The following is a 16,443-nucleotide window of genomic DNA, read 5'->3' as shown; positions in this document are numbered from 1 at the left end:
GATCGCTCCGAGCGTAGTCCCGGGCCTGAGTCGGCCGCAAGCCCGGACGGGATTGACGCCCGGCGAGACTTCCAGAAGGATGCGGGGGGTGCCCCTGCCTCGCGCGATCCTCGCCACCCTGATCTCCGTGACCGTCCTCGCCGGTGTCGGCACCGTCCCGTCGAGCGCGGCCGACACGTGGGGTTCCACCACGTTCGAGGTCGATCGGGTGCAGATCGGCGGCTCCGGCTCCGGCGTTCGCTTCTCCCGGATCCTCCAGAGGCTCAATGGCAGGAACGTCCGCGCCTTCGTCCTCGAGATCGCCCCGTTCGGCAATCCGGCGAGGATCGACGTCGGTGCGGGGGGAACGAAGCTTCCGATCTCCCAGAAGCTGTCGACGATGGGGCTCGCCCACGGAGCGATCGCGTCGATCAACGCCGACTTCGGGATCAAGCGGCCCGACCATGTGTTCATCGAGGACGGCAAGGTGTGGTCGAGCGGGCTGCGGAACGGCGGGACGATCTTCGGCGTGCGCAAGGACGAGACGAGAGCGTTCATCGACCGGCCGAAGACCGCGATTGACCTCCACGTCGGCGCGAAGGTGCGACCGATCGAAGCGTGGAACGCCGCCAAGCCCGGCGCCGGTGAGATCACCGCCTACTCGTTCGAGGGCGGCAATCCAAGCCCGCCCCCGGGGAACGCGTGCTCGGTGCTGTTGAGGGATCCGACCGCCCCCGCGTGGACGACGAACCAGCGCCAGATCAAGCGTCGCTACACCGTGGAGGCACGACGATGCGGCAGCGCGATGGCCTCGCCGTCCGGTGCGAAGGTCGTCCTCGCTTCGAAGCAGCGGGGCGCGGGGGCGAGGGTCCTGAAAGGTCTGTCCGCGGGGAACCGAGTGACCCTCCAGTGGGGAACGAGTGCGCGCGGCGCGATCGACGTCGTGGGGGGCCGGCAACAGCTCCTCGAGGCCGGTGCGCTGGGGCAGGTGACCTGTGATCCGGACGTGAACCGCGATCTATGCAGCGCGAATCCCCGTTCGGGGGCGGTCGTCAATCGGGCCTGCGCGCAAGGCCCCGCCTCCGAGTGCCGGGTGTTCCTCGTGGTGGTCGACGGGCGGCAGGGAGAGTGGTCGTCGGGGTTCACCCTGAAGCAGTTCGGGACGTTCCTGCGGCGCACTCGGTTCGACCACAGCGGGGACGCCGCGAGGAAGACCTGGAACGCGATCAACTTCGACGGCGGCGGATCAGCGGAGATGTGGCTGAAGAAGGTGTCCGGTGTGACGTCTTCGATGTGCGGCTCGAGTCGGGCGAACCTCAACACCTCCGGATGGTGCACCGCGAACCGCCCGAGCACGAACGGCAGCGTCCTGGAGGAGCGCGGGAGCGAGAACGCCGTGCTCGTGAAGACCGGCACCGATTCGCACCCCAACCCCGAACCCGGGGGACTCTGAGGCCGCCCCGCCGTGAGGATCGCTACAGGCGTTCCTCCAGACGCACGGTCACCGTGTCGCCCTCCTCCTTGCCGATCGCCTGCCGTACGTCGGTCTTGATCGGGAGCTTGTGGGTTCCGTCACCCATCGCCATGAAAGAGCTTCGGAAGGGGTGCCCCTCCACGGTCCCGCGTACCTTCACGAGGTCCCGCGTGCCGAAGAACTCGACTGAGTCGGGCATCACCACATAGGTCCACCCGCCCTTGTTCGGGCTCTTCAGCAGGGGTGCCGTGAACTCCTCACCCAATGCCTCCATCCCGGCCTCCTTTCTCGCCATGGCTCCATCAGATCAGACTCGTGTCTGCCGTCAGACTAATCTCCACCTCTAGCACGCAAACGGGGGACACGCAGCGTCCTGCACGACAGCCGAGATCGCGTGACCCGCCTGGTTCACGAAGACGACGCGATGGGTCGGGCAGCCTTTCCACTTACGGTTGGCCACGCGGCGGGTATCTAGACTGAGGGAGAGAGTTGTGCGCTCCAGGCTGTTCGGACCAGCGACCGGGTGCGGCCATCCGGCGCAGGTCACCTCCATTGGCAGCCCGGCAGCTGGGGTGGCTCCGCGGAAGCGATAGAGTTTGTGTGCAGCGCACGGGCGGTTAGCTCAGGGGGAGAGCGCTTCCTTGACACGGAAGAGGTCAGAGGTTCAAATCCTCTACCGCCCACCACAAAAGGCCTGCTCAACGAATCGCCTCTCTCGCGCGACGAAGTCATCGGGTCCTGGATGTCACTCATTGTCAGTGCGGGTGAAGGAATCTCGCCCCGATCGTGCTAGCTCGGGTGTCCCAGGGTCGGGACGGGTAGCCGTTCCGCCGGTTCGTGCGCTCGTGGGAGTGCTCCCGTTAGCCGCGCCGCACAGGGCGTCTGCCTCGGCTCCCATCAGCTGCGATGACCTTCACCATCTCCTGCAGCAGGTCGGGGTGCGCCCGATCAGCTGCCTGCGCAGCCATTCCAAAGCGTCCATGGTTGGTTCGACCACCGTGCTCTCCTCTCCGAGTTCCTTTGAACAGATCTCGTTGAGGATGACGCGGAGGTCTTTGCGTCCAACGACCCTCAGGCGATTCGTACGCTACGTGCGCGGACGCTACTTTCCGAAGGGCCCGACGTTTGGACCTTTGAACTGCAAGGTGCCTGCCGGAGTCAGCTTTCCGCAGTCCCGCTAGCGGAACCCACGGACTCAGCCACGTCCAGAAGTTCCGTGGTGGTTAGATCGCCTCCTTGAAGCGACACTTCCACCCCATCCGTTACGAACAGGACGAAGGCCTCTGTGGGATAGCCGGGTTGTTGACCGTCCTTCGGTACAGCCCATCCAACCTGTCCCCTGATCGATACCAATTCGCCCGCCCCGGTTTCCTTCTGGGAACTGGAGTAGAAGTCGACCGGGTCAGACTCTTCCGGCCAACCCGCAAGGTAGACGCGAAGGCCGGACTCGTACCGATAGGCGATCTCACCTCCGCCGACCCATGCTTCCGAAAGCGACTCATCGGACGCTAGCTCGTGATTTGGGCGTATTGAAGGAAGGCCAAAAGACCCGTCAGCCTGACTAAGGGGCACCTGTTCCCCAGGTTGAAGCAAGGGGGCACGTTCGTCACTTGGATCGAATGGCCGCAGATCGAACGGTGTTTCGCTGAATGCTTCTTGATCTGCGCGCTCAGATGTGCTCTGGGAGGCGCGTACCCAGACGATGGCTCCAGTTACGGCGATCAAAGAGAGCGCAATGATGATCCGGTTTTCAGAGAGGCGCCTTTGGGCGTTCATGAACACTGCTCAGGCATCTCAATATGGATGGGAGACCGGAGGCACCCACTAAAGTCTGGATCGCTGACCCCCGTTCTGATCGCTTCTTGCACCGCCGAGAACAGCCGATGATCCTCGCCACCAGCGGTCTCTGGGGAGAAGGGCGTAATCACGAAGACGTGGGACACGGGGAGAGTCTATTTCAAGGAGGTGTGCTCGGCCCCTGGTCACGGTGTGGTCACAGAGCCCCGATATCCAGGCGTCTGCTGCGTGTCGTAGAGTAGCGAAGAGATAGCAGGTGACATGCGGATTGGCTGGTCAGGGCGTCGGGCTTCGCTTCCTTGACACGGAAGAGGTCAGAGGTTCAAATCCTCTACCGCCCACCGGGTTAGGTTCGGCGTTTGCCCCGGCCCTGCGCAGGGAACCCCTCTCTAAGGGATCGATAGGAATCGATCACCCACCGAGAGGGGAGAGCCTGATGGACGTCACCCAGCTGAAGGAGCGCGCCAAGGCGCGCGTGAACGAGACCCGCCTGGACAAGTCCGGAACGGACAACGAACGGCTCCGTGCCCAGAACGAGGTCCTCCGGACCGAGCTCGATCGGGCCGCGAAGGACCGCAGCCGGTTCCTCGACGCGATCGAGGGACTGCAGCCAACCACCAGCGCACCAAAGAAGCATCGGCTCCGTCGAACGATGACCCTGGCGATCGCCGCCGGAGGCGCCTATGTCGCCGGGACGAAGGCCGGACGTGAGCGGTACGAGCAGATCCGCGCGTGGTGGGATCGCACCCGAGAGCGGGGCAACGGGGTCGTTCCCGAGGGCTTCAGCGACCGGGCGTCCGACGTCACGGCCGAGGTGAAGGAGCAGACCGCGGCGTTCAAGGACCAGGTCACCGACGCGGCGGCATCGGTGGCGGACACGGCGAAGAAGAAGGGTTCCGGCAACTCGAGCAAGAGCTCGTCTCGCACCACGAGCTGACGTCCCGGCGCTGCTACCGTGACCGACGATGGGCACGGGGAACGGATCCGGGACGAACGGCGGAACCCGCCACGAGCCGCCGTCGCTGGGCGAGGTGCTCGGCACGCCGGAGGTCGAGCAACTTCGACGTGAGCGTGGCCCGGCCCCGAGCGAGCCCCGGCCCGGCACCACGGCGGTGCTCGTACGCGCGCTGCGGGTTCGGTGCCCGCGATGCGCGAGCCCGGGGTTGTTCGCCTCGGTGTTCTCGATCAAGCGCGTCTGTCCGACGTGCGAGCTCCCGCTCGAGCGAGAGGAGGGCGGGTTCCTCGGCGCGATGACCGTCAACTACCTGGTGACGGCCGTCGCGTTCGTGGCGGTGTTGGTCGCGTGGTTGATCGCCGACCTTCCCGACGTCAGCACCGCGGGCCTTATCGTGACGAGCGCGATCGTGGTCGTCGCCGTCCCCCTGTTGTTCTTCCGGCGCGCCAAGGTGATCTGGGCAGGGATCGACTACCTCGTGTGGCGCACCCAGCCGGGCTACGTTCCGCGGGCTCGATGAGCCCGACGATCCGACGGATCGCGGCCGCGGCCGTCGGTCCCGACATCCCGCGCGAGCGCTACACCGAGGCGCTCGACGCGCCGTACACGACCACGACCATCGTCTGGGTCGAGGACACCGAGGGTGCCGTCGGGATGGGTGGGTTCGACGCCGACTCGTTCGGCGACTTCGATCTGACCGGGCTCGAACAGGTCCGCACCGCCGCGCGCCCGCTGCTCGGCCGGGAGGCGGACGATCGGAAGGCCGTCTTCGACGCGATCCGCTGGCATGGGGTGAACCCGTTCCCGCCCGCGGCGGCGGGTGCGATCGACGTTGCGCTCTGGGATCTGGCGGCGCGACGTGCCGGACAGCCGCTGTTCCGGTTCCTCGGAGGAACGCGCGACGAGATCCCCGCCTACGCATCGGTACCGACGTTGCCGGACCTCGAGGCCTACCTCGGCGTGCTGGAAGAGGTCGTCGAGCTCGGGTTCCCGGCGGCGAAGCTGCACGCCTCCGGCGATCCCGCACGAGACGCGTCGCTGCACCGCGCCGTGCACGAACGCCTTCCCGCCCTCGCGCTGATCCACGATGCGGAGGGTGTCTACGACCTCGAGGGCGCGATCGAGGTCGGACGAGCGCTCGACGAGACGGGGTGCCGATGGTTCGAGGCGCCGCTCAGCGACTTCGACCTCGAAGGTTACCGGCGCGTCCGTGCGGCGATCCGGACCCCCGTCGTTGCGGCGGGCGATGCCGTGTGGGAGGTGCGTCAGTTCCGGGAGGCGCTCGGTGACCCTCCGTGGGACGCGCTGCGGTCGGAGGTGGCGCATCTCGGTGGTGTGACCCCCGCGATCGCGCTCTGCGAGCTCGCGACGGAGCGCGATCTCGAGGTCGAATGGGTCAGCTACGGGATGCCGCTGGTGCAGGCGGCGAACCTGCACGTGATGCTCGCGTTCGACCGCAGCTCCTACTACGAGCAGGCGTGGCCGGCCGAGCCGTGGGAGTTCGGTGCGATCGATCCGATCCGGACGACCGGCGGCAAGGTTGTCGCTCCCTCTGGTCCCGGCTTGGGCATCGAGATGGATCCAGACGCGGTCGCGCACGCCACGGTGGGAGCGTTCGAGCTGCTCGCGCCCTAGGGCATGGCTCCAGATGCGTCCGTCGCCTGCGCGGCGGTGGTTCTGCTCGACCGGCGCGAGGTATCGACGCGGCGTCCCCGAGCTACCAGCCGCGTTCTCGCCAGGTCTCGACGTAGGGGCGTTCGCGGCCGATCGTCGTGTCGAGGCCGTGACCCGGGCAGACGCGCGTGTCGTCAGGGAGCTCGAACAGCCGATCGAGACCGCTCATCGTCTGGGCGAACCGCGTCGGATCGCCGTCGGTGTTGCCGGGACCTCCGGGGAACAGGGTGTCGCCCGAGAACAGGAACCCGCCGGGCTCGAGCAGGTAGCACGTGCTCCCGGGAGTGTGGCCGGGAGTGTGCATCGCGCGCAGCGACGCGGCGCCGATCTGCAGCGCCTGCCCATCGAGGATGTCGAGCGTGGGGACGGGCATCGCATCGGCGGGGTGGGCATAGACCGGGGCCCCGAGGTGAAGGGTGAGCTCGCGGAGCGCGCGGGTGTGATCGCTGTGGTTGTGCGTCTGGACGATGGCCCGGACCTCGTACCCGTCCACCTCGCCCAGGATCCGGTCCGCTTCGTCCGCGCCGTCCACGATCGCGGCCTGGCCCCGGGAGCGGATCACGTAGACGTCGTTGTCGAGTCGACCGACCGCGAACTTCATCACCTCGATCCCGACGGTCTCCGCGTAGGCGTGTATCGGTCCGCCCGCCCGGACGAACCCGAACTCGGGCGTCTCGGAGGGTCGGGGAGTGACGGGGTGCTCGCTCACCGGCCCAGCCTCGCCCGGCGGGGGTCTTGCGGCAATCGAACGTATGTTCTATCGTCTGAACCCGATGCCTCCCGACCAGCAACTCTTCGAACTGCGGCGCATCGAGGCCGATACGCCCGAGTTCCGCGGGGTGACGTTCATCGAGGCGGAGTGCAAGACGATCATCAACCGGGTGCCCGGCGGGGCGCTGCCGTTCTCGTGGACGATCAATCCCTACCGAGGGTGCACGCACGCGTGCGTGTACTGCTTCGCACGACCGACCCATGCGTTCCTCGATATGAACGCGGGGCGCGACTTCGAGACGAAGGTCGTGGTGAAGGTCAACGCTCCCGAGGTGCTGCGCGCCCAGCTCTCCGCCAAGCGCTGGAAGGGCGAGTGCATCGCGATGGGCACCAACACGGACCCTTACCAACGCGCCGAGGGTCGCTACCGTCTGATGCCACGCATCATCCAGACCCTGCGCGACTACCGGAACCCGTTCTCGATCCTGACCAAGGGCACACTCGTGCTCCGCGATCTCGATCTGCTCGTGGACGCGGCGCGGGTGAGCGAGGTGAGTACCGCGTTCTCGATCGGTACGCTCGACGACGAGGTGTGGCGACGCACCGAGCCCGGTACGCCGCATCCCCGGGCGCGCATCGAGGCCGTCGCGAAGCTGAACGCGGCGGGGATCGGGTGCGGGGTGCTGATCGCGCCCGTGCTTCCGGGGATCAGCGACGACCCGCGGATGCTCCGCGAGGTGGTTCGCGCGGCGATCGACGCGGGTGCGACGCACGTCTCGCCGATCCTGCTCCATCTGCGACCGGGGGTCCGCGAGGAGTTCCTTCCATGGCTCGCCGAGACATATCCCGACCTCGTTCCGCGCTACGAGGCGATGTATCAGCGCCCGTATGCTCCCTTGGCCGATCGGAAGGCCCTCGGTCGCACCGTCGGGCGGATCTCCCGGGCGCTCGGCGGGTTCCGGTCCGCAGGAGGGGATCGGCGGGGGCGGTTCGGCCGTGGCGATCGAGCCGAACGGTCCGGAGCCGACGAGCCGCGACAGCTGACGATCGTTTGAGCCCGCACGTTGCGTCCGCCGCGTCCGGAGCGACGAGGCGGGTCGGGTACCCTGTCGCTCCGATGCGTGGCGAAGACCGATTGCTGGAACTCCAGGGGATCGACACGTCGATCCTCCGGCGGGAACATCGTCATGACGAGCTCGAGGGCGGCGAGGCGGTCCGTACGGCGAAGCAGGCAGCCGACGACGCCGAGGCCAGGCTCGGCGAGCTGCGCATGGCGATCGACGTGGAGCAGCGCGAGCAGCGGCGCCTCGAGGCCGAGATCGAGCAACTCGAACGCACCCAGGCGGCCGAGGAGAAGCGGATGTACGACGGCTCGATCGTCAACCAGAAGGAGCTCGAGGCGCTGCAGCACGAGATCACCGGGGCGAAGCAGCGCCGCGGCGGATTCGAGGACCAGGTCCTCCAGCGCATGGAGACGATCGATCAGCTGACCGCGGGCGTCGCGGACGCGGAGAAGCAGAGCGCCGAGGCCCGCACACGCTGGGAACAGGCGGGGGAGGCCTCCGCCGACGAGCTCGCGACGATCGCGACCGAGCTCGAAGCCGCACGGGCGCAGCGCGAGCGTCTCGTGCCCGAGATCGACCCCGAGCTGCTCGATCTCTACGAGGACCTGCGCGCCTCCAAGAAGGGGATCGGCGCTGCCGCCCTGGTCGACGGTGCGTGCCAGGGGTGTCACCAGACGCTGTCGGCGGTCCAGGTCGACCGGTTGAAGAAGACCGAAGGCATCAAGCGGTGCGAGCATTGCCGACGGATCCTGGTGATTGAGTGATCGTCGCGTGCGACGGAGCCTCCCGCGGGAACCCCGGACCCGCCGGGATCGGCGTGCAGATCACGGGCCCCGACGGAGCGGTGCTCGCGGAGATCGCCGAGGGGATCGGGGAGACGACGAACAACGTGGCGGAGTACACGGCGGCGATCGAAGGACTGAAGAAGGCGAAGCAGCTCGGCGCCCGCGAGGTGCTGCTGCGCTCCGACAGCAAGCTGCTGATCGAACAGCTCGCCGGCCGGTGGCGCGTCAAGCATCCGAACATGAAGCCCCTGCATGCAGAAGTCCTCGCGATCGCGCGCGGGTTCGACGATGTGGGGTACGAGCACGTGCGGCGTGAACGCAACACCGAGGCCGACCGGCTCGCCAACGAGGGTGTCGACGCGTGGCTCGCGGGCCGCGCGAACGCCGACGGGTGGGAGACATGACCCGCACGACCCTCGTGGGTGTTCCGATCGACTCGGTGGGCATTGCCGGCGGGACGGAACTCGGCCCGCGGGCGCTCCGGGAGACCGGGATCGTCGAGGCCGTCTCCGGACGCGATGCGGGTGACCTCGACGTTCGGGTGGTCGGGACCGAGCGCGACCCCGAGAGCGGCGTCGTCGGGGTCGATTCGGTGGCGCGGACAACAGTGGTCCTGCGCGAGCGCATCCACGAGCTCGCCTCTGCCCAGGGCCGACTCCTGGTGCTCGGCGGGTGCTGCACGATGGCGGTCGGAGTCGCGGCCGGCTTCTCCGATGCGATCGGTCCGGTGGGTGTCGCCTACCTGGACGGGCACACGGATCTGTACGACGGAGGGTCCTCACCGAGTGGCGAGGCGGCCGACATGCCCCTGTCGGTCTTGTTCGGCCGGGGCCCGCGGGCGTGGCAGCGAGCGGCCGGGGGAGTTCCCGCGCTCGACGCGCGGCGGACCGCTCTGCTCGGGTACCGCGACCGCGACGAGGCTCGGGGGTTCGGGGCGACCGACCCGTCGGAGGTTCCCGGCCTGACGTTCCGCGATCTCACCGAGGTGCGCGAGGATCCGTCCGCGACCGGTGCCGCGACCGCCGATGCGCTGGGGCGGCAGGGGCCGTTCTGGATCTTCGTGGACCTGGACGTGCTGTCCACCGAAGCGTTCCCCGCGACCGACGCTCTCCAGCCCGGCGGGATGGACTGGTCGGAGCTGGCCGCCGTGCTCTCCCCGCTGGCCGCGCATCCGTCGTGCGTCGGGTTGGGTCTGGCCTGCTACAACCCCGAGAAGGACCCCGATCGCGCGAGCGCGCGCGAGATCGTTTCCCTCGCGCGGACCGCGTTGACCGGTTGAGACCGGGAGCGCGCGGTAGGCTCGATCCGGAGGAGTCGGCCGGGCGGCCGCGGGCGGCGTTCGCGCCGTTCGAGGAAAGTCCGGACTCCGCAGAGCAGGGTGCTGGGGCGATCCCAGGCGGGGGCGACCTCGCGGACAGCGCAACAGAAAGCAGACCGCCCGGCGCGAGCCGGGTAAGGGTGAAACGGTGCGGTAAGAGCGCACCAGCGGAGCGGGCGACCGTTCCGGCTCGGCAAGCCCCACCCGGAGCAAGGCCAAGCAGGGAGCGTTCGAGGGCTGCTCGCCCGAGCTCCCGGGTCGGCCGCACGGGCTTCGGCCCGGAGCGCCTCGGCGCTCAGACAGATGGCCGCCGGTCGTCGCGAGACGGCCACAGGATCCGGCTTACAGGCCGACTCCTCCGATCCCCTCAGTACCAGCCCTCGGGGGGACCCTTGAACTCCTGGATGTCGTTGCCGCCGTCGACCACGAGCGAGGCACCCGTCACATAGCTCGCGCCCTCCGACGCCAGGAACGCGATCGCCTCGGCGACCTCGTCCGGCCGTCCGGAGCGGCCGGCCGGCGTGTGCCGCCCGGCGACGGACTCGTCGTCGGTCTGCGAGCCGGAGGCGATCCACCCCGGCGCGACCGAGTTCACGGTGACCCCGCTCCGCGCGGTCTCGATCGCGAGCGTGCGCATCATCCCGTCCATCCCGGCCTTCGCCGCCGCGTAGCCCGTGTCACCGGGGTTCGTCGTCTTCGGCCCGGTCACCGACGACACCATGACGATGCGTCCGTAGCCCCGCTCGATCATGCAGGGGAGCACGGCTCGGGTGGTGAAGAAGGCGGTGTCGAGGTTGAGCGCGAGCTCGCGACGCCAGGCCTCGTCGGTGATCTGCGAGAAGCGTGTCTGATCGAACGTCGACCACGCGGTGCCGGTCTGCACCATCCCCGCGTTGTTGACGAGAACGTCGATCGCGACGAACCGTTCGAGGACCTCGGTGGCGAGGCGAGAGGCCTGGGTAGGATCGGTGAGGTCGGCGATGGACCCGGCCGCGTCGATCCCCTCACCCGCGAGCTCGGCAGCACGCTCGTGGATTCGGTCGGTGGTTGCGGCGACGGCGATGCGCGCCCCCTCGCGACCGAGCTGACGCGCGGTCGCGAATCCGATCCCGGTCGGGCTCCCGGCCCCGGTCACCAGCGCCACGCGGCCGGCGAACCTGCCGTTCATCGGGCAGAGGTTAGGCGGGCCGCTGCCGCCGCGTACTGCTCGCCCGCGTGATAGCTGCTGCGGACCAGCGGACCAGACTCGACGTGGGCGAAGCCGAGCTCGTCGGTCCCGAACGCCGCGTGCTGCGCGAACTCCTCGGGGGTGACCCAGCGGTCGACCGGCAGGTGATGACGGCTCGGCTGCAGGTATTGCCCGATCGTGAGGATGTCGACGTCCGCATCGCGGAGGTCGGACATCGCCTCACCGACCTCCTCGGGGCGCTCGCCCATCCCGAGGATCAGGTTGGACTTCGTGACCTGACCGGCTCGCCCGGACTTCGCGATCCGCAGCGCGTCGATCGAACCCTCGTAGTCGAACGCGGGACGGATCCGTGGATGGAGCCGCCGGACCGTCTCGAGGTTGTGGGCGAACACCTGCGGCTCTGCGTCGATCACCACGGGGATGTCGCGTTCGCGTTGCCTGAAGTCGGTGGGGAGCACCTCGATCCCGCACCCGGGAACCGCGTCACGAACCGCACGGATGCATGCCGCCCAGACGCTCGCGCCGCCGTCGGCGAGATCGTCGCGAGCCACGCCGGTCACGACGACGTAGTGCAGGCCCATCGCGCGAACGGCGTCGGCGACGCGCGCAGGCTCGCCCGCTCCGTCCTCGATCGGCTTGGCGGTCATCACGTCGCAGAAACCGCATCGTCGTGTGCAGCGATCGCCGAGGATCAGGAACGTGGCTTCCCGTGCGGACCAGCACTCGTAGATGTTCGGGCAGCTCGCCTCCTCACACACGGTGTGCAGATCGCGATCGCGCATCAGGCGCTTCAGCTCGAGGTAGTCCGGGCTCGTCTTCGCGCGCACCTTGAGCCAGGGCGGCCGGCGGCCGGCCGGCGACGGGGGTGGTGCGCCGTCGGTGGTCGCGACGATCGGCAGGTGCAGGCGGCGTCCGTGCGGATTGTGGTTCGTCGAAGGCATCCGGGGCAGTCTATCGGCGGCAGGGACTCACCCGGCGTCCGCCGGATGGAGACGGGTGACGGTGGCGCCCTCGCCGCCTCCCGCGTCCTCGCCGGAGGTCGCTCCGGCGTACCGGGGCGGTTTCCCCGGCAGGAACACGTGGAACGACGCGCCACCGCCCTCGCGCTCGGTGGCCCAGGCGCGACCCCCGTGCAGCTCGGCGAACCGAGCGACCAGGGAGAGCCCGATCCCGGTTCCCGGCTGCGCCTTCGACACCGTCGGCCCTTGCCGGAACGGCTCGAACACCGCCTCGCGGATGTCCTTGGGGATGCCCGGACCGTCGTCCTCGATGGTGAGTTCCGCGCCGCTGTCGCGTGCCTGGAGGCGCACCCAGATCGTCACGTCGTTATCGGTGTGCCGGGCCGCATTGGACACGAGGTTCTCGACGATCCGTTCGACCTTCGCGGGATCGACCGGCACGACGACCGGCTCGGTCTGGACGATCACCGTCCGGCCCCCGAGGGAGTCGAGCGACTCGATCGTCCGGCGCACGAGGGCGCCGACGTCGGTGGTGCGGTACTGCGGTTCGACGATGCCGCGGGAGAGCCGGTCGATGTCGAGCAGGTCCTTGAGCAACCGGTCGAGCTTGCGGGCGTTGGCCGCGAGCCGGGCGAGGAGGTCCTCCTTGTCGTCGTCGGACAACTGCTGTTGCCGCTCGAGGGTCAGCGACAGACCGAGGATCGAGGTCAGTGGGCTCCGGAGCTCGTGGGAGACGGCGGCGAGGAACGTGTTCTTCATGTCGTCGAGGGCGCGCAGCCGGTCGGCCGCCTCCCGCTCGCGCTGCTCCCGATCCTTCAAGGTCTGCTCGTAGAGCTTCTGCTCGGTCACGTCGAACATGAAGCCGAGCGTCAGGCGAACCTTCCCGTCGTCGTCGCGGAGCATCTGGGCGCGATCGTTGATCCACACCTCGCGGCCGTCGGGACGGATCAACCGGTACTCGATGCTCCACGGTTCCTCCGCCGAGAGCGCCGCCCGGTACTCCGCGTCGGCGCGCGCTCGATCGTCGGGGTGCAGCAGACGCTCCCACATGGTCGCGTCCGCGAGGTACTCCTCGGGGGTGATGCCGGCGAGCTCGGTCAGCTGCGGACTCACGTACAGGCTCGGCACGTCGGCGTCGGGCAGCTCGATGTACAGCGCCGCGGGGATCGTCTCGACGAGCGCACGGAAGCGTTCCTCGGTCTCGCGCAGGCTCTCCTGCGTCTCGCGCTGATCGGTGATGTCGAACATCACGCCCTGCGAAGCGATCGGCGTGCCGTCGGGAGCGTGGACGACCTGGGCCTGGTCGCGGATCCAGCGCCAGGATCCGTCGGCGTGCCGGAACCGGTACTCGACGTCGTACAGGGCTCCCTTCGTGTTGTGCTCGTGCAGGGTCGCGAGGACGCGCTTGTGATCGTCGGGATGCAGGTTCCGCAGGAACAGGTCGTCGTCCTCGAGCCACGCCCGCTGGCTGATGCCGAGCATCGACTCGACCTGCGGGCTCACATACATCGTGTGCAGGTCCTCGACCGAGTCCACGTAGGTGATCGCGGGGACGGTCTCGACGAGCGTTCGGAACCGCTCCTCCGCCTCCTGCAGTTGCTCCTGCGCCTGCCGGCTCTCGGTGACGTCGTACATGATCCCCTGCCAGAAGAGGGGGTCGCCGTCCGGCCCACGGACGACCTCGGATTCCTCGCGGATCCAGACGATCGTCCCGTCCTTGCGCACGAAGCGGTACTCGGTGCGGAAAGGCTCGAGCGTGTCGTCGGTGCGGTCGCTCTCCGCCATCACGTCCTGGCGGTCGTCCTCATGGATGCGGGACTCGCCCAGCATGGGATCGGTTTGCCACTCCTCGACGGTGAACCCGGTGAGCTCGATGATCTGCGGACTGATGTAGAGCGAGGTGGGGGGACGACCCACCGTGTCGACATAGGTCACGGCCGGCAGCTGCTCGACGAGCATCCGGTAGCGCGCTTCGGTGTCTCGGAGCTGGCCTTCGATCTCCTTCTGCGCGCTGATGTCGATCAGGATCCCCTGCCAGTACTGGGGGATGCCGTCCTCGTCGCGGATCAGTATCGACTGGTCGCGCACCCAGACGATGCGGCCGTCGCGCGCGATCATGCGGTACTCGTCCGCGTGCGGGTTCCCCGTTGCGATCGCCCCTTCGGAGACCTGGATCGCCCGCTCGCGGTCGTCGGGATGCAACAGTCGTTCCCACAGGCCGGGCGTCTGCATCCGTTCCTCCGGGGTGTAGCCGAACATCGACTCGTATTGCGGGCTCACGTAGAGCGGGACGACGCCCTCGCTCACGGCGTCGAGGTAGGTAACGGCAGGGATCTGTTCGACGAGGTTGCGGAACCGGCGTTCGGTCTCGGCGAGCAGCAGGCCTGCGCGCTGGCGCCCGATCGCGGTGCCGAGGATGTCCGCAGCAGCACGCAGGGATTCCAGTTCGGGCGAGCTCCACCGACGAGCCTCGACACAGTCTTCGAGACCGATGAACCCCCACCACACGTCGTCGACGAATATCGGCACGACCGCGAGTGAGCGGATCCGCTCGCGTTCGAGATTGTTGCGCTCGGACGCGGGGAACGCATCGATCGTCCCGTAGAGCACTTCTCCCCGGCCGAGCGCCTCGGGCCAGCGCGCGAAGTTCGGTTCGTACCGCCACGGGGCATCCGGCGGGGCCGGTTCGCTCGGGGCGATCCCTTCGGCGAGCCATTCACACCGGGCGGTCGCAGCGCTGTGTTCGCCGGCATCGGGCAGGTTCTCGTACACGTAAACCCGGCTGACGGCGGTGGCCTCGCCGATCTGCGCGAGCACGCCGGGCGCGTCCTCGTCCCACGAGGAGGACTTGAGGAAGCGCTGCGCCGCGTGGCCGACCGCGCCGAGGATCGCGTCGCGACGGCGGAGATCGTCCTCTGCCCGCTTGCGTTCGGTGATGTCGAGCAGCACCCCCTGCCAGCGTCGCGGTTCGCCCTCGTCGCCGCCCACGAGCGAGGCCTCGTCGCGCACCCAGACCCAATGGCCGTCTCGGTGTTGCATCCGGTACTCGATGCTGAAGGGTTCCCCGGTCCGGTTCGTCCGCGCCGACTCCTCGAGGACGCGATCACGATCCTCGGGATGCAGCAGGCGGATCCACATGTCCCGATCCCGCATCCGTTCCTCGGCGGTGTACCCGGTGATCTGCGCGTAGCGGGGGCTCATGTAGAGGGGGGTGGCGACGTCGTCGGGCTGTTCGAGGTAGACGGCGGCGGGCAGGTGCTCGATCAGGGTCCGGTAGCGCTCTTCCGCCTGGCGCAGCAGGTGTTCGGCGCGCTTGCGTTCGGTGATGTCGGCGCGGATCCCGAGCCAGAATTGCGGCTCGCCCTCCTCGTCGCGCACGAGCTCCGCGTGTTCGGAGATCCACACTTCGCGCCCGTCCTTCGCGAACTGCCGGTACTCCGCATCGAAGGGCTCGAGGGTCTCGTCGCATCGGCGATCGGCCGCGAGGACCCAGTCGCGATCGTCGGGGTGGAGATAGTTCCGCCAGGGGTCGAGGCTGCGGTACTCGTCCGGGGTCCACCCGAGGATCGTCGTGATCTGCGGACTGACATACAGCAGCCCCGTGTTATCGAGCGACTCGATGTAGGTGATCGTCGGAACGCTCTCGACCAAGGTCCGATAGCGCTCCTCCGCGTCGCGCAGGGCGTGCTCGATCCGCACGCGTTCGGTGATGTCAAACATCACGCCCTGCAGCACCGCACGCCCGCCCTCGCCCCGCACCGAGACCGCCTCGTCCCGGACCCAGACGATGCGCCCGTCCTTCGCCTCGATCCGGTACTCCATCCGGAACGGGGCGCCTTCGTCGAGGGCTCGCCGCCAAGCCTCGATCACGAGGTCGTGGTCCTCGGGATGGACGAGCCGGTCCCACAGACCCGGGTCGGAGGTCCACTCCTCGGGCGTGTAGCCGAGCAGGGTTTCCAGCTGCGGACTGATGAAGTCGGCCGGGTCGCTCCCTTGTTCGTTCTCCGCGTCCCAGACGTAGGTGATCGCGGGAACGCGCTCGACCAGCTGGCGGTAGCGCGTCTCGGCCGCTTCGCGTGCGCGGGACTCGGTGCGACGCTCGTTCCACCTGAGCAGGGCGAACACGCCGAGGCCGAGCGCGAGCAGCGCGAGGACGATCGTCAGCTCGTCCGCCTCGATCGACTCGTTGTCCTGCAGGAACGCGTGCAGGCGCTCCGCGAGGTCGTATCGGGTGGCGGCGACGAAGCCGACCACGACGAGCACGGAGACCAGGATCAGGTCTCGCGTGGCCGTTCTCCGGGGCTTGGGTCCTCCCGGCTCGGGCTCCCCGGGCGGGCCGGGATCGGCACTGGTCGACATCAGCACACCATCGTCCCTGCCCACAAGGGCGTTCTGCAAGCGCCGGACGGGGAGATCCGCGGCGCGGTCGGGGGATTGGTTCCTGACCCATCCGGACCGGGTGAGGATCGATCCGCGCAGGTCAACGCGGACCGGGCGCATGTCGTGGCCGCGGGTAGGCTGGAGGAGGAGGTACAGGC

The 16,443-nt window shown here is 68.5% G+C and carries 14 protein-coding genes, 2 tRNA genes, 1 other RNA gene and 1 pseudogene; 11 read left to right on the top strand and 7 right to left on the bottom strand.

From position 1 onward, the window contains the following. The first annotated feature begins 88 nt into the window (after positions 1–88). A complete protein-coding gene (locus tag WEF05_07135; protein ID MEX1101657.1) occupies positions 89–1,432 on the top strand; it encodes a phosphodiester glycosidase family protein in 1,344 nt (447 codons plus the stop codon). Between the two features lie 22 nt (positions 1,433–1,454). Here the strand turns inward: WEF05_07135 and WEF05_07130 are convergent, their stop codons facing one another. Beyond that, complete coding sequence (locus WEF05_07130) at positions 1,455–1,748, bottom strand: DUF1905 domain-containing protein (protein MEX1101656.1); 294 nt, start codon at positions 1,746–1,748, stop codon at positions 1,455–1,457. Between the two features lie 316 nt (positions 1,749–2,064). Here WEF05_07130 and WEF05_07125 point away from each other — a divergent pair. After that, a tRNA-Val gene (locus tag WEF05_07125) sits at positions 2,065–2,139 on the top strand. Positions 2,140–2,235: 96 nt separating this feature from the next. On the opposite strand, the pseudogene WEF05_07120 reads toward WEF05_07125, so the two are convergent. Both WEF05_07120 and WEF05_07115 read right to left on the bottom strand, forming a co-directional pair. Next, positions 2,236–2,360, bottom strand: a pseudogene (locus tag WEF05_07120) (transposase). A 251-nt stretch (positions 2,361–2,611) separates the two neighbouring features. Next, positions 2,612–3,229: a hypothetical protein gene (locus WEF05_07115; protein ID MEX1101655.1), complete on the bottom strand. Its 618-nt coding sequence runs from the start codon at positions 3,227–3,229 to the stop codon at positions 2,612–2,614. A gap of 284 nt (positions 3,230–3,513) precedes the next feature. On the opposite strand from WEF05_07115, the gene WEF05_07110 reads away from it, so the two are divergent. From WEF05_07110 to WEF05_07095, 4 genes are all read left to right on the top strand, one after another. Beyond that, positions 3,514–3,591: transfer RNA gene (locus WEF05_07110), tRNA-Val, on the top strand. Positions 3,592–3,686: 95 nt separating this feature from the next. Beyond that, the gene (locus WEF05_07105) at positions 3,687–4,187 is read left to right on the top strand and encodes a hypothetical protein (GenBank protein MEX1101654.1); all 501 of its coding nucleotides are present in this window, start codon (positions 3,687–3,689) and stop codon (positions 4,185–4,187) included. Positions 4,188–4,215: 28 nt separating this feature from the next. Next, a complete protein-coding gene (locus WEF05_07100; GenBank protein ID MEX1101653.1) occupies positions 4,216–4,725 on the top strand; it encodes a DUF983 domain-containing protein in 510 nt (169 codons plus the stop codon). Continuing rightward, complete coding sequence (locus WEF05_07095; GenBank protein ID MEX1101652.1) at positions 4,722–5,840, top strand: enolase C-terminal domain-like protein; 1,119 nt, start codon at positions 4,722–4,724, stop codon at positions 5,838–5,840. Before WEF05_07100 ends, WEF05_07095 begins: the two co-directional genes overlap by 4 nt. Before the next feature lie 82 nt (positions 5,841–5,922). Here the strand turns inward: WEF05_07095 and WEF05_07090 are convergent, their stop codons facing one another. Beyond that, positions 5,923–6,588, bottom strand: a complete 666-nt coding sequence (locus WEF05_07090; protein ID MEX1101651.1) for an MBL fold metallo-hydrolase — start codon at positions 6,586–6,588, stop codon at positions 5,923–5,925. Positions 6,589–6,652: 64 nt separating this feature from the next. Between WEF05_07090 and WEF05_07085 the strand changes: the two genes are divergently transcribed. The 5 genes from WEF05_07085 (at position 6,653) to rnpB (ending at position 10,118) form a co-directional block, all read left to right on the top strand. After that, positions 6,653–7,645 carry a radical SAM protein gene (locus WEF05_07085; GenBank protein MEX1101650.1) on the top strand — a complete coding sequence of 331 codons (993 nt, stop codon included), beginning with the start codon at positions 6,653–6,655 and terminating at the stop codon, positions 7,643–7,645. A gap of 62 nt (positions 7,646–7,707) precedes the next feature. Then, a complete protein-coding gene (locus tag WEF05_07080) occupies positions 7,708–8,418 on the top strand; it encodes a C4-type zinc ribbon domain-containing protein (protein ID MEX1101649.1) in 711 nt (236 codons plus the stop codon). Continuing rightward, positions 8,415–8,843 (top strand): reverse transcriptase-like protein, encoded by a 429-nt coding sequence (locus WEF05_07075; protein ID MEX1101648.1) that lies wholly within the window; start codon positions 8,415–8,417, stop codon positions 8,841–8,843. The genes WEF05_07080 and WEF05_07075 overlap by 4 nt, the downstream gene beginning before the upstream one ends. Then, positions 8,840–9,718 carry an arginase family protein gene (locus WEF05_07070; protein ID MEX1101647.1) on the top strand — a complete coding sequence of 293 codons (879 nt, stop codon included), beginning with the start codon at positions 8,840–8,842 and terminating at the stop codon, positions 9,716–9,718. The genes WEF05_07075 and WEF05_07070 overlap by 4 nt, the downstream gene beginning before the upstream one ends. Before the next feature lie 31 nt (positions 9,719–9,749). Continuing rightward, positions 9,750–10,118: RNase P RNA component class A (gene rnpB / locus WEF05_07065), an RNA gene on the top strand. Positions 10,119–10,124: 6 nt separating this feature from the next. Here rnpB and WEF05_07060 read toward each other — a convergent pair. From WEF05_07060 to WEF05_07050, 3 genes are read right to left on the bottom strand one after another with little or no spacing between them, the layout of a single operon-like run. Next, positions 10,125–10,925 carry an SDR family NAD(P)-dependent oxidoreductase gene (locus tag WEF05_07060; GenBank protein MEX1101646.1) on the bottom strand — a complete coding sequence of 267 codons (801 nt, stop codon included), beginning with the start codon at positions 10,923–10,925 and terminating at the stop codon, positions 10,125–10,127. After that, positions 10,922–11,887 carry a lipoyl synthase gene (lipA, locus tag WEF05_07055; protein ID MEX1101645.1) on the bottom strand — a complete coding sequence of 322 codons (966 nt, stop codon included), beginning with the start codon at positions 11,885–11,887 and terminating at the stop codon, positions 10,922–10,924. Before lipA ends, WEF05_07060 begins: the two co-directional genes overlap by 4 nt. A 27-nt stretch (positions 11,888–11,914) precedes the next feature. Then, on the bottom strand, positions 11,915–16,264 hold the full coding sequence (locus WEF05_07050; GenBank protein MEX1101644.1) for a PAS domain-containing protein: 4,350 nt from the start codon (positions 16,262–16,264) through the stop codon (positions 11,915–11,917). Between the last annotated feature and the right edge of the window lie 179 nt (positions 16,265–16,443).

The organism is Actinomycetota bacterium (genome assembly GCA_040881665.1).
Taxonomy (GTDB): Bacteria; Actinomycetota; UBA4738; order UBA4738; family HRBIN12; genus JBBDWR01.
The sequence above is the reverse complement of the archived record's forward strand: the minus strand, read 5'-3'. Positions and strand labels throughout refer to the sequence as shown.

What these genes read in the sequence shown, in the direction of transcription:
- WEF05_07050 (MEX1101644.1), bottom strand. Translation starts at nt 16,264, where the DNA reads ATGTCGACCAGTGCCGATCCCGGCCCGCCCGGGGAGCCCGAGCCGGGA.
- lipA (MEX1101645.1), bottom strand. Translation starts at nt 11,887, where the DNA reads ATGCCTTCGACGAACCACAATCCGCACGGACGCCGCCTGCACCTGCCG.
- WEF05_07080 (MEX1101649.1), top strand. Translation starts at nt 7,708, where the DNA reads ATGCGTGGCGAAGACCGATTGCTGGAACTCCAGGGGATCGACACGTCG.
- WEF05_07060 (MEX1101646.1), bottom strand. Translation starts at nt 10,925, where the DNA reads ATGAACGGCAGGTTCGCCGGCCGCGTGGCGCTGGTGACCGGGGCCGGG.
- WEF05_07095 (MEX1101652.1), top strand. Translation starts at nt 4,722, where the DNA reads ATGAGCCCGACGATCCGACGGATCGCGGCCGCGGCCGTCGGTCCCGAC.
- WEF05_07130 (MEX1101656.1), bottom strand. Translation starts at nt 1,748, where the DNA reads ATGGCGAGAAAGGAGGCCGGGATGGAGGCATTGGGTGAGGAGTTCACG.
- WEF05_07115 (MEX1101655.1), bottom strand. Translation starts at nt 3,229, where the DNA reads ATGAACGCCCAAAGGCGCCTCTCTGAAAACCGGATCATCATTGCGCTC.
- WEF05_07105 (MEX1101654.1), top strand. Translation starts at nt 3,687, where the DNA reads ATGGACGTCACCCAGCTGAAGGAGCGCGCCAAGGCGCGCGTGAACGAG.
- WEF05_07070 (MEX1101647.1), top strand. Translation starts at nt 8,840, where the DNA reads ATGACCCGCACGACCCTCGTGGGTGTTCCGATCGACTCGGTGGGCATT.
- WEF05_07100 (MEX1101653.1), top strand. Translation starts at nt 4,216, where the DNA reads ATGGGCACGGGGAACGGATCCGGGACGAACGGCGGAACCCGCCACGAG.
- WEF05_07085 (MEX1101650.1), top strand. Translation starts at nt 6,653, where the DNA reads ATGCCTCCCGACCAGCAACTCTTCGAACTGCGGCGCATCGAGGCCGAT.